This is a genomic window from Salinivibrio sp. VYel1, from assembly GCF_009377945.1.
Classification (GTDB): Bacteria; Pseudomonadota; Gammaproteobacteria; order Enterobacterales; family Vibrionaceae; genus Salinivibrio; species Salinivibrio siamensis.
Genome location: NZ_RSAM01000001.1, coordinates 264,932 through 287,030 on the forward strand (window position 1 = coordinate 264,932; position 22,099 = coordinate 287,030).

Here is a 22,099-nt window from a genome sequence, read left to right on the forward strand (position 1 = left end):
AGGAGAGAACATGAAAAAGCTGTTTACCGTTATCTTGACAATATTATTACTGGTGCCTAGTGCGATGGCAAGAACACTGACAGCGGCCCAAGACCCGTGGCCACCCTTTGTGACCACAGATCCCGATCGACCGGGGATTTCTGTCGAGCTTGTCAAAGCTGCGATGGCCACCCAAGGCTATGAAGTCGAGTTTAAAAACATGCCATGGGCTCGCGCCCTCGATGCTGTCAGCAAAGGGAATATCGACTTGCTTCCCGCCACTTGGCACACGGAAGCTCGCACTGAGTTCCTACGTTACAGCAACCCTTATATGAGCAATCAGCTAACGTTTATTAAACGTGCAGATGACGTTTTTCAGTTCTCGAGTTTAAATGACTTACAGGGAAAAGTGGTTGGTATTGTGCGCGATTACGGCTACGGTGATGCGTTTTTGGAGGCGACGCATTTTGATAAACCTGTTGTCAATAACCTAGCAACCAATTTGAAAAAGCTGCTCGCCGACCGTATTGACCTGACCTTGGAAGACAAGTTCGTCGCCCAATCAGTGATGCAGGAAGAGGGGCTTGATAGTAACCAGTTTGCCTTTACTGACCAGGCGCTCTCAACCAACCCTTTACATGTCACGAGTGGCAAAGCCAACCCCGATAGCCAGATGTTTATCAATGCCTACAATAAAGGGCTTAATACGATAAAAGCAGATGGTACATTTGAAAAAATCCTGAAAAAATATGGCATAAACTGATCGCATACAGAAATATTGAATCTGCTTAAGGGGAAGAGAATGGTTCTTTTCCCCTTTTTTAGCTTGGAGCAATATGGTTTTACCTCGCCGCCTTAAAACTTGGTTTATCCTTTTCACGCTCGCGTACCTAGGTGCTGCATTAGGCATGACGGCTCTCATTGGCGACACTATCGTCAACCGAGTCATCCAAGAAGAGCAAGAGGACATTAATCGTAAAGCCTCCTTGATACGGTCCCGGATTGAGGCGGCGATATATCACGATACCTATGTCGCTGATAGCTTAGCGACCGTGGTCACCATTGATCCGGAATTCGCCATGGCCAATTGGGACAGTGTGGCGCAAAAACTCCTAGACAAGGCAGATTATGTCCGCAATGTGGGTTTAGCGCCCGATAATATTATCAGTCATGTGTATCCTCTCGAAGGGAACCAAGCTGCCATCGGATTAGACTTTCGCTCTCGTCCAGACCAGTACCGTGCGGTATTAAAAGCGCGAAATCTTGGCGACGTTTACATCGCCGGACCCGTTAACCTCGTTCAAGGTGGTCAAGCGATCATTGCACGGTTTCCTATCTTCTCCTCCCCGACAGATACGTCGAACTACTGGGGAGGAGTCAGTGTTGTCATTGACCATATCAAGATGCTCGGTGAAGTCGGATTATACGATCTCAGTGGCGCCAATGTAGCCATCAAAAACAGTGAAACACTGGCTTACTTTTATGGCTCCCAATCGACAGCTGTCAATGCCGACTTTACAGTCCCGATTTCTTTACCTAGCGGCGAATGGTCTCTCGCCGTCGAATACACACTTAAACGCTCGCCCGAAATCGTGCGCCTAGGTATCATGATTTACGTGATCAGCGCGGGCATATTTATCGTTATTTATGGCCTGATATTACTTTTCTATCGCAGTTTTCTTATCGCGAAAAAACAAGCACTCGTCGACGAGTTAACCCAACTTCCTAACCGGCGGTTCGCGATCGAAAAACTTGATTCACTCACACAAGAGAAAAAAGAGTCCTTTACGCTGCTCAATATCGACTTAAATGATTTTAAGAAGGTTAATGACGCATACGGTCATGAAGCTGGCGATGCATTGCTTAGCCATGTAGCCTCAGCGCTAAACCAAAGCACCCGCTCATCAGACTTGATCGCAAGAATGGGCGGTGACGAGTTTATTGTTGTATTGCGAGATGTACACCCTAGCGATGTCAACAAAGTGCTAAAAAGCCTAAAAGAAACGGTCGAGGCCTCCGCATGTCGATGGCAACGCTATCATATCTACCCATCGCTCAGTATTGGCTGTGCCCTCTTTAATCATCGGTCCCCTCGTGATTTAGATGAGCTGATGGCCTCGGCAGATCAAGATATGTACAAAGCAAAATCAGAGAAAAACACATCTGGGCTATCCATTAACGCCATCGGTTGATCGAAAGAGAGCGCAAACCATTTTTTCGTGCTATAGACTGGGTTTACACCCAACTATTAAAACGACTGTCTGTTGGTCTTTCTACTACAATGTTTATCAACAATAAAAAAGAGGTGACGCATCACCTCTTTTTTATTGTTGATAAACATTTATTTAATATAAGTATCGAGAATAGACTGTAATTCACCGGCGTTACGCATTGACTCAAACCCGGCATCAAGCGTGGCTTTTATTTCCATGGCTTCTGGATGTTCACGCGAGATCATCATATGGAACTTATCACCACTGTTTCCCGGAATAGGTTCAGCTTGCATTCCACCGGCGAGATAATCAGTGCCTTTAGCCACTTTAAACCCCGCCAATATTTCATAACGCGCCAAGAAGACATCACAGCGGCCTACTTCTGTTTTTTGCACTAATTGATCAAAGCTTTTTGCTGATTTTCTGACTTTACTGTCGTCAACACCAAAGCCGGTATAGTTATAGCCAAGCAGACCACACATTCTTAGGCCGTTTAAATCGTCCACTGAGCTTATATTCAAGCCATTAGGGTGCTGATTTGTCGAATAGATGTAGCTCGGCTGCAGTGTGTAGTAATACTCGCTGAGAATAAAGTCTTTGTTCCGCTCTTCACTGTAGGAGGCACTAAGCGCAATATCATAATTGCCCGCTTTCGTCTGCAGTACACAACGTTTCCAAGGAGGCATTTCGACCGAAACATCAATCCCTTCTTTGCCGAGTATCGCGTCAAGGACGTCAACATCATACCCTTGCACTTGTCCGCCTTTTTCAAAGGTATATGGTGGCCAACCAGCACCGTCCCCACAGGCTTTGAGTGATGATGTTTCTAAAGCGAGGGCTGGCCCGGATAGTAGGGAGCCAGTGAGTACTGTCGCGGCGATTGCCGTTGCAGAAAGTGTCGCTATTTTCATAGTGAACTCCTTTTAGGAAAACTCACCTTAAGTATTGATGATATCTGCGAGAACGCGACCTGAATCACTTATTTTTTACGGATTCAATATAACTACTTCGCCAGGCTTTAACCCCTTACGTACGCGTCCTTGCTGTGTGAGCGATACCAGCCGTGTGCTCACCTCACCCGCATCGAGCACCTTCACATAGTTAAGTTGTCCAATTTGATAATACACATTGCTCGGTAGATAAAGTACTGGCTCGGCTTTTTGTGACACGGTCACTTTTGCAAACATTCCTGGTAGCAAAGTATCACTCGCCTCCGTGTTTGGCAGTGTCACGGCAACACGATAACTGCGTGACGTGGCATCGGCGGCCGGTGTCACGGTGCGCACCACGCCCGTCAGGGTTTTATCATAGGTCGGGAGCGTAACCGTCAACGATTGACCGATGTCGACAAAGGGTAACGCAGATTCCGCCACATTGACCGTCGCTTCAATGCTTTCAGGATTATACAGAGATAGCAGCGCCGCGCCCGGTGTCGCCGTATCCCCTTGGTTGATGATTTTATCCGTGATCAACCCTGAAAACGGCGCTCGCACCAGACTAAAGCCAAATTGGGTTTCAGCCTCATCCACCGCAGCAAGGGCACGACGGTATTCAGACTGCGCCGTTTTTAAGCGATTCTCCGCCTCATCGAATTGAGATTGTGGCACCAGCTTTTTCGCCAACAAGGTCTCCATGCGGCGGTAGTCACTGCGCGCGGTATTCAATTGCGATTGCGCCGAGGCCAAGGCTTGTTGAACTTGGCGGACTTTGGCACTGAGATCGGCATTATCCAAACGCAGCAACACATCCCCTTGCTCAACGCGGTCGCCGACATCAACCAGCACTTCCGCAACGGTTGCGGTCATTCGCGCCGCTAAGGTTGCCGTCTGTCTTGCCTCCAACTGGCCGGAAAAAATGCGGGTTTGTGGCTGCTCGACCGCTTTAAGCGTCAGCGTCTCAACATCATTCGGTCTCTCAGTCGGTGTTGAGACGGGCGCGACATTCGAGGTAAACACCCCAGCCATCACCAAAAACAGGGTTAATAACCCAGTGCCTAGCACCAGTGCGAGTAAGCCTTTTTTTGCCTTCATGCATCCTCTCCTTCTACTGATAAGCCATGGGTCGGGTGATGTTGATACGCAAGGTTGTACACCACAGGCACAACCAGCAAGGTAAACACGGTAGACGCAGCAATACCGAAAATAATTGCCCACGCTAAGCCATTGAAAATAGGGTCGAGGGTGATAATCACATTCCCCAATAAGGTGGTGCCGGCGGTGAGCAGAATAGGCCGCATTCGCACCGCGCCCGCTTGTACTAAGGCTTCGCTCAGCGCCATACCTTGAGCGAGTGACTGTTGAATAAACTCAATCAATACCAGTGAGTTGCGTACCACAATCCCCGCCAGTGCAATCATGCCAATCATCGCGGTGGCGGTGAACAGCGCCGGATTTGGATAGCCGCTGATCTGACCGCTCAAACCATTGAGCAACCAAAAGCCTGGCATGATGCCAATCACGGTCAGTGGAATTGCAAGCATAATAATGCCTGACACCGCCGGTAGCCCGGTTTGTATCAGCATCACTATAAAGACGCCCAGCAGTGCCGCACCATAGGCAATCCCCAGATCACGGAAGACATCAATGGTGATCTTCCACTCTCCTTCACCACTCCATACCACCTCGATACCCTCATCAACTTGCCAACCATCACCCGCGCCATTATCTAGATAACTACGCGCTGATAGCGGGCGAGTACTGTCCGACTCAGGTTGATTAAAATCAGCCATCATATCGGCGACTACCTCGCCCGGTACCCTTCCAGTGGGTTCGGCATACACATACACGACGGGGCGTAAATTCTTATGATAAATAGGCTGATCAACCGGTTGCCGCTCAAAATGGCCGAGTTCACTCAACGCGACCAGCGGCTGCGGCGCATCCACCAAGGCACCTTGAACCGATTGTTTAGCCACTCCAGCCCGACCGCGTACGTGCAGGGCGAGCAGCGCATCAAGCTGATCACGGGCATCTGGCGCAAGTTGCAGCCTCACGGGCAAAGGATCCATTTCATCGGCGTCGGCCAAATGGGCCAGTGTAACCCCTTGGTTCGCGGCCCTGAGCGCTTGGTTAATATCGGCCACCGCAACACCTGACAAGGCGGCTTTTTCTTGGTCTACGACAAACTGCCAGCTCGATAGAGGCCCTTGAACACTGGTGCTCACTTCTGACACCAAGGCTTCACGCTTTAATCGCTCGGCCACCTGCGTAGCTTGCGCTTGCAGGGTTGAATACGGCGTGCTTGGTGAGCCATACACTTCCGCGACAATGGTTGCCAGCACTGGCGGCCCTGGTGGCATTTCCACTAATTGCACCTCGGCATCATATTTTGCTGCAATGGCTTCTAACTCATCACGCATGCGTGTCACCAAGCCATGTGATTGCAACGTACGCCGGTGCTTATCCACCAGCACTACCCGCAGTTCACCTTGGTAAGGCGCATGACGAGTAAAGTAATGGCGCACCATGCCATTAAAATCCATCGGTGAGGCGATCCCGGCAAAGCCGGATACCGACACCACCTCGGCTTGCGTGTGTAGATAACGGTTCATCTCTCGCAGCACGTTGGAGGTATCAACATGATTGGCGGTTTCCGGCAAATCCAGTACCACCTGAAACTCGTTTTTATTGTCATACGGCAAGAGTTTGAGTGGCACGAGGCGCAAAGCAGGCAGCAAGGCGGCGATGACGAACAACACGCCCACTAGCCATAAAAACGCTTTGGCGCGACGATTACTCTCGAGCAATGGCAGCAACACGCGTCGGTAGGCACGGTACAGCGGCGTGGTCTCTATGCGATAGTCATCACCTTTATTGGAAGCGCGGACAATTTTTTTGGCAAGCCAAGGGGTGACTAAAAACGCTACCAAGGTACTGATCACCACACTGACCGGCACATTGAATGCAAGGGGCGCCATATACGGCCCCATCATGCCGGTGATAAAAAACATCGGGGTAAATACAATCACAATCGCCACCGTCGACATGATCAATGCGCGTTTGATTTCCAACATCGCCAGCACAATCGTGCGTCCACGCGGCTTATTATCATGAGTCAGGTGCCGTTCAATGTTGTCGATACTGGCAATCGGATCATCAACAATCAGCCCCAACGCCAAAATTAATGCAAACAGGGTGACACGGTTAATCGAATAGCCAAAGGCTAAATCCAGCCCTAATGCCGCGCCATAACTGATTGGGATCGCAATCGCTACCACTAAGGCACTGCGCCAGTTTAAGAACAAACCAACAAAGACCACCACGGTGAGCACCGCAATACCGAGGCTGGACACCAAGTTTTTTACTTTGGCATCGGCGGTTTGACCGTAATTGCGAATAACCTCAACGCTCACGCCCTCAGGAAATTGCGTGGCGACCAGATGATTGAGCGTGGCGGTGACATCCTCGGCCACACTCACCGCGTTCGAGCCTTTTTGCTTCGCCACCGAGAGAAACACCGCTGGATGCGGCTGGCTATCATCGGTCGATTGGATCCAGGTATCTGTGGTGGACTCTTGCGCACCGTCGGATAATTCGGCCACATCCTGCAGGTACACAGGTTTGCCATTCACCACCGCCACCACTAAATGACGTATCTCCTCAAGGCTTTGATACCACTGGCCGGTTTTTAATACATAGCGCTCACCCTGATGCTGAATATCCCCGACATCGCGCTTTTGATGGCTTAGCGAAAAGGCATTAGTCAGATCAGACACGCTGATCTGATAGCTAGCCATAGTCGCAGGATCAAGCGTGACCAATACCTGCCGCGGCACCCCGCCCACTACCTTCACCGCATTGGTTTCGGGAAGGGCTTTAAGATCCAAGGTAGCCTGCTCGGCAATGCGTCGAAGCGCATAATGGTCGAGCTGGTCCGGTTTGTCGCTACGCAGCGCCGCAATCACAATCGGCACATCATCAATTTCCACCGGCTTGATTGCCCATTCGCTCACAGCAGCTGGGATCGCATCTTGATTGGCGTACAGCTTGTTATAAAGCTTCACCAAGGCTGCCTCGCGATCTTCACCCACGTAAAAGCGCACCGTGACCAACGCGGAGCCTGCTTGGGTGGTGGAATAAACATACTCCACCCCATCAATTTGACTGAGTTTTTTCTCGAGCGGCTGCGTCACCTGCTTTGCCACTTGTGGCGCACTCAAACCGGGCGCTTGTACCACCACATCTGCCATTGGTACCACGATTTGCGGATCTTCTTCTTTGGGTGTAAGCCACAGCGCCGCCGCCCCGACCAGCAGTGCGAGCACGATGAGGATGGGCGGGAAGAAGCTATTCATTACTCGGGTGATCAGCTGACCTTGTGGCTGGGCATCTCGCATATTCGATCCTTTGGCTGATGTCAGTAACGACAAGAAAACGATAAGTAAAATGGCTGAATGTTAATTAACTTAGCGCATCGACGGGCAATGAATGTGTGCTGATCTCTCAGATTCAGACACATCAGGCACAATAGAGCCGCTGCAAGGTGGCGATAATCGCCGCGACATGGGGGTCATTGAGCTGATAAAACACCTGCTGGGATGACTTGCGCACCTTAACCAGTTGATGCCGCTTTAACACGCTAAGATGCTGAGAGAACGCCGACTGACTGAGCGACGACCCTTGCAGCAATTGCCCCACGGAGCGCTCTCCGGCCAAAAGCTGGCACAGCACAATTAATCGCTCAGGATGGGCCATCACTTTCAACATGGTCGCCACCAAAGACGCTTGCTCACGCATGGCAACAATGTCCATGTCAGGTATGCTTTCTGCCTCAAACCGCACGCTTGACTCTGCCATCGCCTACTCCTCTCTCGCCAATACTCATAGCTTAGCGCGGCATTTTATTTAGTCAATTCTAATTTAGTTTAAATATTATTAGACTTTTCTAAATGTAACTTCTAGAGTGATCCCAGTGCCGACAAACACTGAAGGCGTTCGAGCCAAAGCGGTTCGGTCTGTCGGGGAATCGTATAGAGGATGCAAAGGAGTCTTGCTATGACAATTGATAATGGCGTACGTGTAACCGCTGGCATGATGGTGCTACTTTCTGTCGTGCTTACCCTCACAGTTCACAGCCAATTTATTTGGCTAACCGTCTTCATTGGCGTAAACCTGATCCAAAGTGCGTTTACAGGGATTTGTCCGGCTGCCTTTTTCCTGAAAAAACTTGGACTAAGCAACGCTTGATGGAGTCATAATGACCAAAATCGTAATTATTGGCGGCGTCGCTGGTGGCGCCTCTGCCGCCGCTCGCGCCCGTCGCTTAAGTGAACAAGCCGAAATTATCATGTTCGAACGTGGCCCGTACGTCTCGTTCGCTAATTGTGGTTTGCCTTATCATATCGGCGGAGATATTACCGATCGCAGTAAACTCTTGCTGCAAACCCCAGACAGTTTTCGCGCCCGTTTTAATGTAGACGTGCGCATCAACAGTACGGTCACTGCGATTAATCGCGAGGACAAAACTGTTACCGTCACTCGTGCCGATGGTAGCAATTATCAAGAAAGCTACGACAAATTACTGTTAAGCCCAGGTGCGGCCCCCATCATGCCGCCCATTCCTGGCTTAGATAACCCGTTGACCCACTCGCTCCGCAATATCCCAGATATGGATGCGATTTTGCATACCATTGATATGAATAACCCCAGCCATGCGACTGTCGTTGGCGGGGGCTTTATTGGCCTTGAGATGATGGAAGCGCTGCATCAACGCGGGATTAAAACCACCCTATTGGAGATGGCCGATCAGGTCATGACGCCAGTTGATCGCGAAATGGCCGGCTTTGCCCACCAGAGCATTCGCGATCAAGGAGTGGATTTACGCCTAGGCACAGCGCTGGAGTCCGCCGAGTTTATTCCCACCACGCATGTCGCCAGTGATGATGCCGGCGAGCCGAGTGAGCCGCAACACCTAGAAGGTTCACTGAACCTCACGCTAAATAATGGTGACACGCTGCATACTGAATTGTTGATCATGGCGGTTGGCGTTAAGCCTGAAGTCACGCTGGCGCAACAGGCGGGGCTTGCCATTGGTGAAAAAGGCGGCATTGTGGTCAACAGCACCATGCAGACCCAAGACCCCGATATTTACGCAGTCGGTGATGCAGTGGAAGAAATCGACTTTGTGACCCATAAACCGACGTTAGTGCCACTGGCAGGTCCGGCGAACCGTCAAGGGCGGATGGCCGCTGACAACATGCTAGGAAGCACTGAGCATTATCTTGGCACACAAGGCACCGCCATCTGTAAGATTTTCGATCTGGCCGTTGCCTCGGTGGGCCAAAATGAGAAGCAGCTTAAACAGGCCAACATTGATTATCAAAAAGTCTATGTTCACGCTGCCAGTCATGCGGGTTACTACCCGGGCGCAGAAATTGTCTCGTTTAAAATGTTATTTGCACCCGACACGGGCGCTATTCTAGGCGCACAAGCGGTAGGCAAAGATGGCATTGATAAACGCATTGATGTCATGGCGGTCGCGCAGCGTGCTGGTATGACAGTCGAGCAGCTTCAACACTTAGAGTTGACTTACGCGCCACCTTACGGCAGTGCCAAAGATGTGATCAACCAAGCGGCGTTTGTAGCGACAAACCTGATTAAGGGTGACGCAAAAGCAATTCATTACCACGAGTTAGATACACTACGTGATGATCAAGTACTGCTAGATGTGCGCAATGCGCCAGAGCGCGAAAACGGCCAGTACATTGAAGGCGATGTGCATATTCCGGTCGACGAGCTGCGCGGACGCATTAATGAGCTGCCAAAAGACAAAGAAATCTTGATTTACTGTCAAGTCGGTTTACGTGGCAACGTCGCCTACCGCCAGTTAGTCAACAATGGCTTTAAAGCCCGCAACTTGATTGGTGGCTATCGCACCTACAAATTCGCCACCGCCTAACCATTCAGATACTCCCTGTCAAAAAGCACGAGCACCCGCTCGTGCTTTTGTTTATTGGCAAATCTGCCCTACCTTGTTTATACCTTAACTATTGTCATGATTAGTTGTAAGGCTTTTAGTCATTAAATCGTACATGATGTCGCGACATCACTCCAATGAGTCTCATTTCCCTTTTTGAGCAAGAGGATAACTATGCTAGGTCGCTCTAACACTCACTTACAAGCATTTGAGCAAGCCATTATCGCCGTTGTCACGATTGATCATCACAATAACATCACCTTTTTTAATCAAGCCGCAGAGGATATATGGGGATACGCCGCGAACGAGGTACTAGGTAAAAACGTGGCAATGCTGATCCCTACCGAACTGCAAGCTGATCATGATAGTTATGTTAACCGACACAGAGAGGGCGGGGAGGATCGTATCGTCGGACGTTAGAAATTCAATCCAACCATGATGCGTATATCGATAAGAATCGCAAAACCGGCGAAGACAAAATTGTTGGCACCAGTCGAGAAGTTGAGATTGAACACAAAGACGGCCATCGTCTCTGGGGACAACTCTCACTGTCCAAGGTGCGTCTTGATAATCGGACACTCTATACCGCATTCGTAAAAGATGTCACTAATGCCGTACAACGACGAGAAGAAATGCGATTACTGTCCATGGTCGCTAACGAAACCGAGTGGTGACGAACCCGAAAGGTGAAGTGGTATACGTTAATCGCGGCTTCGAAGATATGTCAGGCTATACATTTAATGAAATGGAAGGGAAAAAGCCTGGGCATGTTTTGCAAGGACAAGATACTGATCCCCAAACCATACAAGATATCCGCAATCATTTAGCTCGTTATGAGCCCTTTTATGATGGAATATTGAATTATAATAAAAATGGAGAGCCCTACTGGATCTCCTTATCGATAAACCCCGTTTGGGATAATCAAAACCAACTAACCCATTTTATATCCGTACAAGCCAATATTACGCAAGTCAAGCAAACCTATTTAGATTTCACCCGCAAACTGGATGCTATTGGCGGCGCGCTCGTCATTATGGAGATTGACGCTACTGGCAAGCTTGATTCCGTGAACCCCTTATTTGAAGAGGCGCTGGGGCAGATTGACAAGTCATGTGAGGAGGCCTCACGTTCTATTTATCATCAAATTACTCACGAATTAAAAGAAGCGATTGATAAACAAGGGCATGCTTCGGCGTTGATCGAGTTTGATGATCAACATGACCAACTGGCGATTGATGCGAGAATCTGTGTACTTAAAGATTTATCCGGCAACATACTCAATTATGTCATGTTCGGTATCGATATCAGTACGCGCGTAAAACCGTCGCAAAAACACAAACATCAATGCAGTCCGTCTCTCAGTCCAGCCAAGAGGTCATGAAAATCATTGATACCATCAACAACATTTCAGAGCGCACTAACTTACTCGCACTCAACGCCGCCATAGAGGCTGCTCGCGCGGGTGAGGTTGGGCGTGGTTTTGCCGTGGTCGCCGATGAGGTTCGTCAGTTAGCCCAAAGCTCTCATCAGTCGAGTAAACAAATCAGTGAATTAGTAGAGAGCACAGTGAAAAGCATCGATGAACTGGCCACCTTGTTGAATGACATAGAGAGCTAGAACGTCGAGAAGCCCAAGAGCCAACACTCGCGCCATTTATTTACTCAAAAACTAAATTAGTATTGACTTATATTAAAACCTCAGTATGCTGCGTGTCTGATTTAATCGTAACCTGTTTTGACTCACTGAAAGGAAAATCATGACGTTTCAAATTCCATGGGAAGCCTTAGTTGGTGGCATGCTTGTGGGCACAGCCTGTCTGGCACTATTAGCTTTGAATGGTCGCATTGCGGGGATCAGCGGTATAGTGTCAGGCGCGTTGTCATCACGCGGTCGTGAGGCACAATGGCGAGGGTTGTTTTTGCTGGGGATGGTCAGTGCTGGTATCTTGATGCCATTCATTGGCTTCGAATTGCCCGACTACACAAGCCTTACACCGGGATTAACACCTATGGTTGCCGTACTCGCAGGATTATTGGTCGGGGCAGGAACAACGCTCGGAAACGGCTGTACCAGCGGTCATGGTATTTGTGGTATGGGTCGCTTGTCGAAACGGTCTATTGTGGCAACGCTTACTTTTATGAGTGCTGCCTTTGTCACTGTTTTTGTTCGTTTACACCTTTAAGGACGTTTATCGCTTATGTTCCGCCTTGTTGCTCTACTCTCAGGCTTTATCTTCGGTGTGGGTATGATGGTGTCAGGCATGACCAACCCGTCTAAGGTGATTGGCTTTCTAGATGTATTCGGCCAGTGGGACCCCAGCCTTGCATTTGTGATGGGCGGTGCGCTGCTGGTTTTTGTTCCCGGCTACTTTTTGGCCGTGCGTCGGCAGAAAAAACCCTTAATGGCCGATCAATTTTTCCTGCCTAAAACGCGAAAGATTGACAAAAAGCTCGTCGGCGGCGCATTACTCTTTGGCGCCGGCTGGGGACTCGCTGGACTTTGTCCAGGCCCAGCAATCACGGCCATTGGCTCAGGGTCGCTCCCAATTGCTTTATTTATGGTTAGCATGCTCGTTAGTATTCGTTTTGTCGCCTACCTTCAGCGGCCACCTGCATCCTCCCCATTAAACGCTTAAAGATCTAGCAAGGGATTATGCGCCCTAATTATCTACTTTTGGTAGGGCGCTATTCTTCCATACTAATTGGCGAGGCGTTGAACCGTATCTGAGACTTCCTCAGCACCAGCATAAATATCACGCATCACGGCTTCCGCTGACGTAATCTTTTCTCGGCTCTGTTCGGATTCTGCGACGACTTCTTCCATCGACTCACTCACTCCCTGAGTCAATTTTCTATTTTCATCGACAACATTTGCGATTTGCGTTGTCGATTCACTGGTGCGTTTGGCTAAACTTCTCACCTCGTCAGCAACCACGGCAAACCCTCTACCCATTTCGCCGGCTCGTGCTGCTTCAATCGCCGCATTCAGGGCAAGTAAGTTGGTTTGTTCGGCAATTTGATTGATGGTGGTGACAATCTCTTCAATGCTCTGTGCATGCTCAGTCAGTTGATGGAGCTGCTCTGCCGTGGATTGCATTTTTTCTGTGACATGGCTCGTAATGTCAACGGCCTCTTTGAGCAAGGCACTACCACCCTCAACATGTTGAAGTGTCGCGGCTGAAGAGTGATGAGCGAGTTCAGCAGCTTGTGAAACTGCATGGCTTTTCTGCACGCTAGTGGTTATATTTGAAGCAAATTTCACCACTTTCTCAACACGCCCACTATCACCGAATATTGGATTATAGGTGGCCTCTAACCAGATTTCGTTGCCAAATTTATCACGACGTTGATACTGCCCGCTTTTAAATTGTCCACTTTCTAGCTCTGCCCAGAAATCCGGGTTTTTCTCATAAAAATCGGCGTCGCAAAACATGCGATGATGTTGCCCCGTGATTTCATCTAATTCATATCCCACTGTGGCTAAAAAGTTGTCGTTAGCATGGATAATGTTGCCTTGGGGGGTAAAAATGATGGCCGCCATGGAACGGTCGAGCGCCACAAACAACGCCTCTTTTTTGGCTTTTTCTTGGTGGATCCGCGTCACGTCCGACGCGATTTTGCGGACTTTAATCACTTTTCCGGACTTATCTTTAACCGGAAAATAGGTCGCATCCATCCAAATTTCGTTACCGTTTTTATGTCGGCGCCGGACAACTCCCTTTTGTCTTTCACCCTGACCGAGCCGCGCCCAAAAATCTCGATATTCTTGAGACTGCGAGGTTTCAGGAAAACAGACCGCAGAGTGATGTTGCCCGACAACCTCTTCAGACTCATAACCGATAATATCCAACAGCAACTGGTTGCAATTAAGGACAGTTCCATCTGTCGAGAATGTAATGGTGGCAACACTTTCGTTAATCGCATCTAGCTCTATCTCTAGATACTCTCTATTTTTCTCACTGTCGGCAAGCAAGCGTTTTGTTTGATTAAACATCATGGTGGCTCCCTATTACCTCTAGGCCCATATTTTTGCTCCTTGCGCTTCTCATCTGCTGTGGCTAGCCAATCCACATGAGCGCTTGAGAACATGTTAAATGACGTCTATTCGCGCCATACCAAAAAGCATAGCGAATCACCATGGTTACACCAGTCAGACTTTTTAATGAACAAGCATGATAGGTGTCAATTATGTAAGTAAATAATAAAAACTATACTAAACAATAGGATGAATAATTATTTTTTGTATGCTTAGTTTGCCAAACCGTCCAACAAAGCAGCCACTGTATCAATGAATGGTGTAATGCTTATTGCGCCATCCATTGCGCTCATACTATTGAATGAGATGCCGACTGACTATTACGAAGAAAACAACCCCGACGACAAATACCGATCGCCGCGATCGCAAACAATGGCTACCACCACAGAGCCGGGTTCGGCTTTGGCGACTTGCAGGGCAGCAAACACGGCACCACCCGAGCTAACACCTGCACAAATACCCTCTTCTCTGGCGAGGGCACGCGCGGTCTCTTTCGCCTCTTGCTCAGAAATATCTATCACCTCATCAATATTTTCATCGGTATAGATACCCGGTAAATACTCAGCCGGCCAGCGCCGAATACCAGGGATCGCGCTCCCCTCGGTAGGCTGTAAACCAATGGTTTTAATCGCAGAATTTTGCGTTTTTAGATACTTTGAGGTTCCCACAATGGTACCTGTGGTGCCCATGCTGGCAATAAAGTGGGTGATTTGTTGCTGGCTTTGTTGCCAAATTTCTGGCCCCGTACCCGTTAAATGCGCCCGCCAGTTATCCGGGTTATTGAACTGATCCAACACTTTGCCCTTGCCCTGTGTTTGCATGGATAAAGCTAAATCGCGAGCGCCCTCCATCCCCGCGGCTTGAGAGACGAGGATCAACTCACTGCCATAGGCTCGCATGGCATCTTTGCGCTCCTGTGTGGCGTTTTCAGGCATGATTAAAATCAGTCGATAACCTTTAATCGCCGCCGCCATCGCCAGCGCGATCCCTGTGTTGCCACTGGTCGCTTCAATCAAGGTATCGCCGGGTTGGATATCACCCCGCGCTTCTGCCTGCACGATCATATTGAGTGCGGGTCTGTCTTTCACCGAACCGGCCGGATTATTGCCCTCGAGTTTAACTAAAACAGTGCTGCCTGTCTCTGCGGCTAACCGCTGCAAGCGCACCAAAGGGGTCTGACCCACATAGTCTTCAAGCGTGGGGAAATCAGCCACGTTGTTTACCTCTTCATGTTTCATGAATTGCCTGCCTGATGGATGCTCTCAACACCGCGTAAGACACTGTCTACCGCCACATCCTACAAGGAGGCTTGATACGACACGCAGACATTTTTTCACTAACATATACAAAATGGTTATATTTAAACTGTTTTTTATTCCCTTCAATTGCTTTTATTCTGTGACCTATCCCAACTTTCTTTGCTGATAACAGCAACAAACGGCCATCAAGGATTTAACAATGAAGGTATTCAAAACTCTGGCTCTTTCGGCCTTGCTTGCCACCAGCGCGGCACCGGTATCTGCCGCCGAGCAAACCCTCTTGAATTCATCTTACGATATCGCACGTGAGCTTTTTGCTGATTACAATCCACTGTTTGCAGCGCACTGGCAAGAAAAAACCGGAGAGTCGGTGACCATTAAGCAGTCGCACGGTGGCTCCTCGGCGCAGGCGCGCGCCATCATGCAAGGGCTGCAAGCGGATGTGGTCACCTTCAACCAAGTCACTGATGTGCAGGTATTGTACGATCGCGGCAAGTTGATCGATAAAAACTGGAAAGAGAATTTCCCCAACAGTAGCTCGCCGTACTACTCCACCACCGCGTTTTTGGTGCGCAAGGGCAACCCAAAGAACATTGAAAATTGGGATGATTTAGCCAAGGACGACGTAGCCTCTGTCTTTCCAAACCCAAAAACCTCCGGTAACGCCCGTTATACCTACCTTGCCGCACTCGGTTATGCACAAAAGGCATTCGGCAAAGATAACACCGAGCAGCAAGACCAATTTTTGAAACAGCTTCTCGCCAATGTGGCGGTGTTTGATACCGGCGGCCGCGGCGCAACCACCTCGTTTGTTGAACGCGGAATTGGCGATGTGCTGGTCACCTTTGAATCAGAGGTCAATAATATCCGCCAGCAATATGGCAGTGATAAATACGATATTGTGGTGCCTAAAACCTCGATTTTGGCCGAGTTCCCCGTCGCCGTGGTCGAGCGCAACGCCAAACGCAACGGCACTACCAAGCTGGCGACCGAGTATTTGTCTTACCTTTACAGCGAAAAAGCACAACGCTTACTGGCCGATTTTAACTACCGCGTCCATCACCCTGACGTGGTCAAAGACAATGCCGATCGTTTCCCTGAAGTCGAACTGCTGACCGTAGAAGCCATCGCAGGGGGTTGGGACGAGGCCATGAAAACGCACTTTGCCAGTGGCGGAAAACTCGACCAACTACAACGCCGTTAATGTTTTCTAGGTATTGAGACGCTATGCCATCGCTATCGTATCAACGCCAATCCACACCTTGGGCAGCACGTCAGCAGCGCGTGCTGCCCGGGTTTGGCATCAGTTTGGGCGTGTCTTTGCTGTTCATCAGCTTAATCCTGCTGTTACCGGCCAGCGGCCTTATCATGCAGACCAGCCAAATGACATGGCAAGAATACTGGTTTGCCATCACTGACCCACGGATTGTCGCCAGTTATAAAGTCACGGCCGGTGCGGCGCTGATTGCCTCATTATTAAACGGTGTGATTGGCCTACTCTTTGCGTGGGTGCTGGTGCGATACGACTTTGCGGGCAAACGCTTGGTCGATGCGCTGGTTGATTTGCCGTTTGCCCTGCCCACCGCCGTTGCCGGTGTCACGCTCGCCACCCTGTACGCCGATAACGGCTGGATAGGCAGTATGCTTGCTAACCTCGGTATCCAAGTTGCTTACACGCCGCTTGGGATCGTGATTGCCATGATGTTTACCAGCTTGCCGTTTGTGGTGCGTACCGTCCAACCCGTGTTGGAGGAAATTTCCCAAGAGGAAGAAGAGGCCGGTACTGTGCTCGGGGCGAGCGACGCTGCAGTATTTTGGCGGATTATTCTACCGACCATCAAGCCAGCGTTGTTAGTCGGTGTGGCCTTATCGTTTACCCGCAGCTTAGGCGAGTTCGGCGCGGTGATTTTTATTGCTGGCAATATGCCCTACGTCAGCGAGATCACGTCGCTGATGATCTTTGTTCGCTTGCAAGAGTTTGATTTTCCAGCGGCTAGCGCCATTGCCTCGGTGATCTTGATGGCATCCCTGTCATTGTTATTTGCCATTAACCTTTGGCAAGGTCGCTACTTAAAGCGCATTCACGGGCGATAAGGACACCTTATGAGTAGAAACACGGTGAGAATCGGTGATACCCCATGGATCAGGCGCAGTTTAATCGCGCTTATGCTGCTTCTCGTGGCCCTGGTGTTGGTTGTGCCACTGGTAAGCATCTTTTCCATTGCCTTCGCCGATGGCATCACAAGTTATTTTCAGCATTTACTCGCACCCGATACCCGCCACGCGATTGGCCTTACATTGTTGGTGGCCGTTCTTACGGTGCCCATCAACCTCGTATTTGGCGTGATGTTGGCATGGGCGGTCACCCGCTTCCAATTTCCGGGGCGAAAACTGATCACCACCTTGATTGATATCCCGTTTGCCGTGTCGCCCGTGGTCGCAGGCTTACTCTATTTGCTGCTATATGGCAGTAACGGCTGGCTGGGCGCGTGGCTATTTGAGCATGATCTTCAAGTGATGTTTGCCCTACCCGGCATTGTGTTGGTCACTATTTTTGTTACCTGCCCTTTTGTCGCCCGCGAGCTGATCCCGCTCATGCAACAGCAAGGACAAGCAGAGGAAGAAGCGGCGGTGGTGTTAGGCGCATCATGGTGGCAGCTTTTTCGCCGCGTCACCTTGCCCAATATTAAGTGGGCCCTCATCTACGGGGTCATTTTGACTAATGCGCGCGCCATCGGCGAGTTTGGGGCGGTCGCTGTGGTGTCAGGCAGCATTCGCGGTCAAACCAATACCCTGCCTTTGCAGGTACAGCTGCTCTATGAGGACTACCAAACCCAAGCGGCGTTCGCCTGTGCGTCATTACTTGCCTTTATGGCTCTCGCCACCTTGGCGCTAAAAGCTTTGGTGGAATGGCGTCAGCATCGTGTGCACGCCAGTACCGCGCCGATGGATGAAAGCAGTGCTTCAACGCCTGCCCACTTAACCTAACAAACGAACCAGAGTGAGCCGTAAGCCATGCGCATTCAACTGAACGATATCACCAAACACTTTGGCCAATTCCAAGCGTTATCGCCGTTATCACTCACCATTGAGCAAGGTGAAATGATGGGGCTGCTTGGCCCCTCAGGATCCGGGAAAACCACTTTATTGCGCATTATTGCCGGATTAGAAAGCAGTGACAGCGGCCAGATCCTGTTTGGAGAGCGCGATGTCACCCGCGTTCACGTGCGAGATCGCCGTGTCGGGTTTGTTTTTCAAAACTATGCCTTGTTTAAACACATGACGGTGGCAGAGAACATCGCCTTTGGCTTGCAAGTGATGCCGCGTCGCGAGCGTCCTTCACCGGCCACGGTGACACAAAGGGTTAATCAACTGCTTGAGGTCGTGCAGTTGGGCCACCTGGGCCAGCGGTATCCCGAACAATTATCAGGCGGGCAAAAGCAACGTATCGCGCTGGCGCGAGCGTTAGCGACACAGCCGGAAATCTTATTGCTTGATGAGCCGTTTGGGGCATTAGATGCCCAAGTGCGCAAAGAGTTGCGCCAATGGTTACGCCGACTGCACGATGAAATGGCATTCACCAGTGTGTTTGTCACTCATGATCAAGACGAAGCACTCGAGCTATCGGATCGCGTGGTGGTGATGAGTAATGGGCAAATTGAGCAAGTCGATAGCCCAGTCGATCTGTATGCTGCGCCAAAAAGCCGCTTTGTGTTTGATTTTTTAGGAAACGTGAATGTTTTTTCCGGCCACTATCAACAAGGTGTCTGGCAAAATGGCAATGCCTTTATCCAACCCACACTAAACACGCACACCCAACAGTCCGGCAGTTTATATGTCCGCAGCCATGAGTTAACCCTTGCCGATAAACCCAATAGCCAACTCTCGCTGCCCATGCGTGTGGTCTCTATCAATCCGGTCGGTGCCGAGGTGCGGGTATCACTCGCCCCACAAGGCTGGGAAAGTGAACAACTATGGGAAGCCACCTTAACTCATCATGCGTGGCAAGCCGCAGCGTATCAAAAGGGCGATACCGTGTATGCGATGCCGCACCGCGGATATTTTTTCAACGGCACTGACATGGAGCCACAACGCCTTAATTGGCCATTTTTGGCGAAAGATAGCTTGGTGTATGATATTTAATGGTATAAAAAGGTAAAGCTAATATAGCCGAAGATACACAGATCTATTCGCAAACTTATGATAAAAAAACGCGGGCTCAATCACCCGCGTTTGGACTACCGCCGGATTAGCGACAAAGCACTAGCTCTTAAGATTACTGCCTCGTGTTTCTATTACTTTTTTGTACCAATAGTACGATGCCTTCTTTTTCCTGGCTAAACCATTAGCATGGTCAACATAGATAAATCCGTATTGCTTTTTAAATCCATTGAGCCAGCTCAATAAATCAATTGCCGACCATGCGTAATAACCTTTGACATTTACGCCGATCTCTATCGCTTTTTTAACAGCCACTAGGTGATCATTAATAAAATGAATCCTCGGGATATCACAGACCTCCCCCTCTATAATAGGGTCCTCATCCCCTAAACCATTTTCAGTAATATATATTCTAACATCACCATAGTATTCTTTGAGTAGCTGTAGGCCACTCACAAAGCCATCAGGTGATATTTCCCACCCCCATTTTGTATATCGCTTATCATCCATAGCAACTGTTCGATACACTCCGTCAAAACTCGGATTACCTGGAGCTCCTGTCGCGTTCTCTCGCGTCGGCTCAACAACATCGCCTGGCGTATGTATTCTTTCTACTCGCATAGGCTGATAGTAGTTTAATCCAATAAAGTCATTGAGCGGTGCAGAAATTATTAAACTTTCTCTATCATCTTCCGTTATTTTGGGTTGAATTCCTTGGGTTTCTAGCCATGCCATCACATAGTCTGGATACTCTCCCTTCAAAATAGGATCATAAAACCAATTAAGATTAAACTGATTAGCATGCATAGCTGCAAATAGGTTATCTTCACTATTATCAACTGAAAACGCGGGTGTGAAGACATGGCTCAAGCCTATTTCTCCATATTGTTTACGCTTTTTATACGCGATTACAGCTTTAGCATGCGCAGTAAAGACATGATGCGTCGCTTGAAAATACTTTTCTGGCGCATTATGAATACCCGGAGGATGTGCACCTGCAAGATACCCGTGCCCACAAAAAATAACAGTTTCATTGAATGTAATGAAATGTTTGACACGATCTCCAAAGCTCTCAAAGCAAACATTTGCATAATTCAAAAAAGCATCGATTGTTTTTCTATTTAACCACCCCCCATCTTTTTCCAAAGAGAGAGGAAGATCCCAGTGATACAGGGTTACAAAAGGAACTATTCCATATTTTAAACACTCATCAATGATATTATTATAAAACTCAATACCTTTAGGGTTTATAGCACCTACACCATCAGGAATAATTCTTGCCCAAGAAATAGAGAAACGGTAAGACTCAAGTCCCATTTCAGCCATTAACTTAATATCTTCCTTGTAACGATGGTAGTGATCAATCGCTACTTCACCCGTTGTTCCTTCAAAGGTTTTTCCCGGGATTTTTACAAACTCATCCCAGTTAGTTGGCCCTTTGCCGTCGACATCTTTTGCTCCCTCTATTTGATAAGAAGCCGTCGCGGCACCAAAAAGAAAATCATGTGCAAATTTCATAAAAAAATCTTTTTATACTAGAGGCTTAGTCGAATCGCGCACAAATAAATCACCCACAACAATCTCTGGTTTTATAGTTACTTGATCCTCGATAAGTTGTTGGGCAACTTCCATCGCTCTTTCCGTAATACGTTCGATAGGAATATCAACTGTCGTAAGCTGTGGTACAACAAACTCAGTCATTTTTTCATTGTCGATACTCACGATTGATACATCTGAAGGTACATCAACGCCTTTCTCTCGACAGGCACGTAGAATACCAATAGCAATATCATCACTCGCTGCGACAATGGCACTGAAACGCCAATTTTTGGGAATTTGTTCCAGCGCTTGTTCATAGGCTGCTTTTACATCAAAGCCACACACCAAATGCTGTGTTTCCACAGAAAATGGCTGCTTCTCAGTAATCGCTTTAAAAGCCTCTAACCGAACTTGGGTCGTTCTTGTTGTTGGACAAGGCCCAAAATACGCAATGTGTCGATGACCAATGCTCATAAGGTGGGTCGCCGCAGATTCTATCGCGCGCTTTTGATCAAATGCAATTGAATAACCTGCTGATTCTGGGAGCTCTTGCCCAACGTGAATCAAAGGCGTGGATATTTCATGATTAAGCTCGACAAGTTGTTGCGTCGTCAACTGACGGCTGTAAAGCACAATCACATCACACTTCTGTTCAACCAGGGAGCTCACTGCTTGTAATTCAAACTCAGCTTGATTTTTCCCATCAGCAATAATCAGTTGCTTACCCATCCTAGTCGCACTGGCAGATGCTTGCTTAAGTAAACTACCAAAGTAGCTACCATCAAAGTCTGATAGCACTAGGCCAATACTATTACCGCTACTTGCAGCTAATGTTTGTGCCAAGCTACTGGGCCGATAGTTCAATTGTTCAATAGCTGCCTCAACTTTCACTCGGGTGCTCTCTTTGACCTGTCCAGTCTTATTAATGACACGGGACACTGTTGCCTTAGATACACCGGCAGCCTTGCAAACATCTTTAATTGTGGCCATTCGTACCTC

21 protein-coding genes and 2 pseudogenes are annotated in these 22,099 nt (G+C 48.9%); 14 read left to right on the forward strand and 9 right to left on the reverse strand.

Translation table 11 applies throughout. The features are described from left to right. Positions 1–10 precede the first annotated feature (10 nt). Both EHW58_RS01170 and EHW58_RS01175 read left to right on the forward strand, forming a co-directional pair. Positions 11–742, forward strand: a complete 732-nt coding sequence (locus EHW58_RS01170; protein WP_152794124.1) for an ABC transporter substrate-binding protein — start codon at positions 11–13, stop codon at positions 740–742. 73 nt (positions 743–815) lie between these two features. Further along, positions 816–2,171: a diguanylate cyclase domain-containing protein gene (locus EHW58_RS01175; protein WP_152794127.1), complete on the forward strand. Its 1,356-nt coding sequence runs from the start codon at positions 816–818 to the stop codon at positions 2,169–2,171. Positions 2,172–2,320: 149 nt separating this feature from the next. Here the strand turns inward: EHW58_RS01175 and EHW58_RS01180 are convergent, their stop codons facing one another. The 4 genes from EHW58_RS01180 to EHW58_RS01195 form a co-directional block, all read right to left on the reverse strand. Beyond that, complete coding sequence (locus EHW58_RS01180; protein ID WP_152794128.1) at positions 2,321–3,103, reverse strand: ABC transporter substrate-binding protein; 783 nt, start codon at positions 3,101–3,103, stop codon at positions 2,321–2,323. A gap of 75 nt (positions 3,104–3,178) precedes the next feature. Further along, positions 3,179–4,222 carry an efflux RND transporter periplasmic adaptor subunit gene (locus tag EHW58_RS01185; protein ID WP_152794130.1) on the reverse strand — a complete coding sequence of 348 codons (1,044 nt, stop codon included), beginning with the start codon at positions 4,220–4,222 and terminating at the stop codon, positions 3,179–3,181. Then, on the reverse strand, positions 4,219–7,527 hold the full coding sequence (locus tag EHW58_RS01190) for an efflux RND transporter permease subunit (RefSeq protein ID WP_227986260.1): 3,309 nt from the start codon (positions 7,525–7,527) through the stop codon (positions 4,219–4,221). The genes EHW58_RS01185 and EHW58_RS01190 overlap by 4 nt, the downstream gene beginning before the upstream one ends. 121 nt (positions 7,528–7,648) lie before the next feature. Beyond that, a complete protein-coding gene (locus EHW58_RS01195; protein ID WP_069586674.1) occupies positions 7,649–7,942 on the reverse strand; it encodes a metalloregulator ArsR/SmtB family transcription factor in 294 nt (97 codons plus the stop codon). Positions 7,943–8,185: 243 nt separating this feature from the next. On the opposite strand from EHW58_RS01195, the gene EHW58_RS01200 reads away from it, so the two are divergent. The 8 genes and pseudogenes from EHW58_RS01200 (at position 8,186) to EHW58_RS01230 (ending at position 12,741) form a co-directional block, all read left to right on the forward strand. After that, positions 8,186–8,377 carry a DUF2892 domain-containing protein gene (locus EHW58_RS01200; RefSeq protein ID WP_152794131.1) on the forward strand — a complete coding sequence of 64 codons (192 nt, stop codon included), beginning with the start codon at positions 8,186–8,188 and terminating at the stop codon, positions 8,375–8,377. A gap of 10 nt (positions 8,378–8,387) precedes the next feature. After that, entirely contained in the window at positions 8,388–10,088 is a 1,701-nt protein-coding gene (locus tag EHW58_RS01205) for an FAD-dependent oxidoreductase (protein ID WP_152794133.1), read from the forward strand. 192 nt (positions 10,089–10,280) lie between these two features. Continuing rightward, complete coding sequence (locus tag EHW58_RS15925) at positions 10,281–10,526, forward strand: PAS domain S-box protein (protein WP_216644443.1); 246 nt, start codon at positions 10,281–10,283, stop codon at positions 10,524–10,526. A 59-nt stretch (positions 10,527–10,585) separates the two neighbouring features. Then, positions 10,586–10,780, forward strand: a complete 195-nt coding sequence (locus tag EHW58_RS15975) for a PAS domain S-box protein (protein ID WP_370517630.1) — start codon at positions 10,586–10,588, stop codon at positions 10,778–10,780. Further along, complete coding sequence (locus tag EHW58_RS01215; RefSeq protein ID WP_370517818.1) at positions 10,777–11,487, forward strand: PAS domain-containing protein; 711 nt, start codon at positions 10,777–10,779, stop codon at positions 11,485–11,487. Before EHW58_RS15975 ends, EHW58_RS01215 begins: the two co-directional genes overlap by 4 nt. Further along, positions 11,451–11,723 (forward strand): annotated as a pseudogene (locus tag EHW58_RS01220) (methyl-accepting chemotaxis protein); the annotation flags it as partial. The gene EHW58_RS01215 and the pseudogene EHW58_RS01220, both read left to right, overlap by 37 nt. 139 nt (positions 11,724–11,862) lie before the next feature. Beyond that, a complete protein-coding gene (locus EHW58_RS01225) occupies positions 11,863–12,288 on the forward strand; it encodes a YeeE/YedE family protein (RefSeq protein WP_152794137.1) in 426 nt (141 codons plus the stop codon). 15 nt (positions 12,289–12,303) lie between these two features. Beyond that, positions 12,304–12,741, forward strand: a complete 438-nt coding sequence (locus tag EHW58_RS01230) for a YeeE/YedE family protein (protein WP_152794138.1) — start codon at positions 12,304–12,306, stop codon at positions 12,739–12,741. 62 nt (positions 12,742–12,803) lie between these two features. Here EHW58_RS01230 and EHW58_RS15980 read toward each other — a convergent pair whose 3' ends face one another. The 3 genes and pseudogenes from EHW58_RS15980 to cysM form a co-directional block, all read right to left on the reverse strand. Continuing rightward, a complete protein-coding gene (locus tag EHW58_RS15980; protein ID WP_370517631.1) occupies positions 12,804–13,202 on the reverse strand; it encodes a methyl-accepting chemotaxis protein in 399 nt (132 codons plus the stop codon). Between the two features lie 141 nt (positions 13,203–13,343). After that, positions 13,344–14,102, reverse strand: a pseudogene (locus EHW58_RS15985) (PAS domain-containing protein); the annotation flags it as partial. A 359-nt stretch (positions 14,103–14,461) separates the two neighbouring features. Further along, complete coding sequence (gene cysM, locus EHW58_RS01240) at positions 14,462–15,355, reverse strand: cysteine synthase CysM (protein WP_370517819.1); 894 nt, start codon at positions 15,353–15,355, stop codon at positions 14,462–14,464. Positions 15,356–15,599: 244 nt separating this feature from the next. On the opposite strand from cysM, the gene cysP reads away from it, so the two are divergent. From cysP to EHW58_RS01260, 4 genes are read left to right on the forward strand one after another with little or no spacing between them, the layout of a single operon-like run. Beyond that, complete coding sequence (gene cysP / locus EHW58_RS01245) at positions 15,600–16,604, forward strand: thiosulfate ABC transporter substrate-binding protein CysP (RefSeq protein ID WP_152794142.1); 1,005 nt, start codon at positions 15,600–15,602, stop codon at positions 16,602–16,604. A 23-nt stretch (positions 16,605–16,627) separates the two neighbouring features. Continuing rightward, positions 16,628–17,494, forward strand: coding sequence for a sulfate ABC transporter permease subunit CysT (cysT, locus tag EHW58_RS01250; RefSeq protein ID WP_152794144.1), 867 nt, complete (start codon positions 16,628–16,630; stop codon positions 17,492–17,494). Positions 17,495–17,503: 9 nt separating this feature from the next. Next, a complete protein-coding gene (gene cysW / locus EHW58_RS01255; RefSeq protein ID WP_152794146.1) occupies positions 17,504–18,388 on the forward strand; it encodes a sulfate ABC transporter permease subunit CysW in 885 nt (294 codons plus the stop codon). Between the two features lie 27 nt (positions 18,389–18,415). Further along, on the forward strand, positions 18,416–19,543 hold the full coding sequence (locus EHW58_RS01260) for a sulfate/molybdate ABC transporter ATP-binding protein (protein ID WP_152794148.1): 1,128 nt from the start codon (positions 18,416–18,418) through the stop codon (positions 19,541–19,543). Positions 19,544–19,663: 120 nt separating this feature from the next. Here EHW58_RS01260 and EHW58_RS01265 read toward each other — a convergent pair whose 3' ends face one another. After that, on the reverse strand, positions 19,664–21,079 hold the full coding sequence (locus tag EHW58_RS01265) for a glycoside hydrolase family 1 protein (RefSeq protein WP_152794150.1): 1,416 nt from the start codon (positions 21,077–21,079) through the stop codon (positions 19,664–19,666). 12 nt (positions 21,080–21,091) lie between these two features. Beyond that, positions 21,092–22,090 carry a LacI family DNA-binding transcriptional regulator gene (locus EHW58_RS01270; protein WP_152794151.1) on the reverse strand — a complete coding sequence of 333 codons (999 nt, stop codon included), beginning with the start codon at positions 22,088–22,090 and terminating at the stop codon, positions 21,092–21,094. Positions 22,091–22,099 lie beyond the last annotated feature (9 nt).

Bases quoted from the DNA above. Each gene is read 5' to 3' on its own strand.
- EHW58_RS01270 (WP_152794151.1), bottom strand. From the start codon at position 22,090: ATGGCCACAATTAAAGATGTTTGCAAGGCTGCCGGTGTATCTAAGGCA.
- cysW (WP_152794146.1), top strand. From the start codon at position 17,504: ATGAGTAGAAACACGGTGAGAATCGGTGATACCCCATGGATCAGGCGC.
- EHW58_RS15925 (WP_216644443.1), top strand. From the start codon at position 10,281: ATGCTAGGTCGCTCTAACACTCACTTACAAGCATTTGAGCAAGCCATT.
- EHW58_RS01205 (WP_152794133.1), top strand. From the start codon at position 8,388: ATGACCAAAATCGTAATTATTGGCGGCGTCGCTGGTGGCGCCTCTGCC.
- EHW58_RS01175 (WP_152794127.1), top strand. From the start codon at position 816: ATGGTTTTACCTCGCCGCCTTAAAACTTGGTTTATCCTTTTCACGCTC.
- EHW58_RS01190 (WP_227986260.1), bottom strand. From the start codon at position 7,527: ATGCGAGATGCCCAGCCACAAGGTCAGCTGATCACCCGAGTAATGAAT.
- EHW58_RS01260 (WP_152794148.1), top strand. From the start codon at position 18,416: ATGCGCATTCAACTGAACGATATCACCAAACACTTTGGCCAATTCCAA.
- cysT (WP_152794144.1), top strand. From the start codon at position 16,628: ATGCCATCGCTATCGTATCAACGCCAATCCACACCTTGGGCAGCACGT.
- EHW58_RS15980 (WP_370517631.1), bottom strand. From the start codon at position 13,202: ATGCAATCCACGGCAGAGCAGCTCCATCAACTGACTGAGCATGCACAG.
- EHW58_RS01200 (WP_152794131.1), top strand. From the start codon at position 8,186: ATGACAATTGATAATGGCGTACGTGTAACCGCTGGCATGATGGTGCTA.
- cysP (WP_152794142.1), top strand. From the start codon at position 15,600: ATGAAGGTATTCAAAACTCTGGCTCTTTCGGCCTTGCTTGCCACCAGC.
- EHW58_RS01180 (WP_152794128.1), bottom strand. From the start codon at position 3,103: ATGAAAATAGCGACACTTTCTGCAACGGCAATCGCCGCGACAGTACTC.
- EHW58_RS01225 (WP_152794137.1), top strand. From the start codon at position 11,863: ATGACGTTTCAAATTCCATGGGAAGCCTTAGTTGGTGGCATGCTTGTG.
- EHW58_RS01265 (WP_152794150.1), bottom strand. From the start codon at position 21,079: ATGAAATTTGCACATGATTTTCTTTTTGGTGCCGCGACGGCTTCTTAT.
- EHW58_RS01170 (WP_152794124.1), top strand. From the start codon at position 11: ATGAAAAAGCTGTTTACCGTTATCTTGACAATATTATTACTGGTGCCT.
- EHW58_RS01185 (WP_152794130.1), bottom strand. From the start codon at position 4,222: ATGAAGGCAAAAAAAGGCTTACTCGCACTGGTGCTAGGCACTGGGTTA.
- EHW58_RS01230 (WP_152794138.1), top strand. From the start codon at position 12,304: ATGTTCCGCCTTGTTGCTCTACTCTCAGGCTTTATCTTCGGTGTGGGT.
- EHW58_RS01195 (WP_069586674.1), bottom strand. From the start codon at position 7,942: ATGGACATTGTTGCCATGCGTGAGCAAGCGTCTTTGGTGGCGACCATG.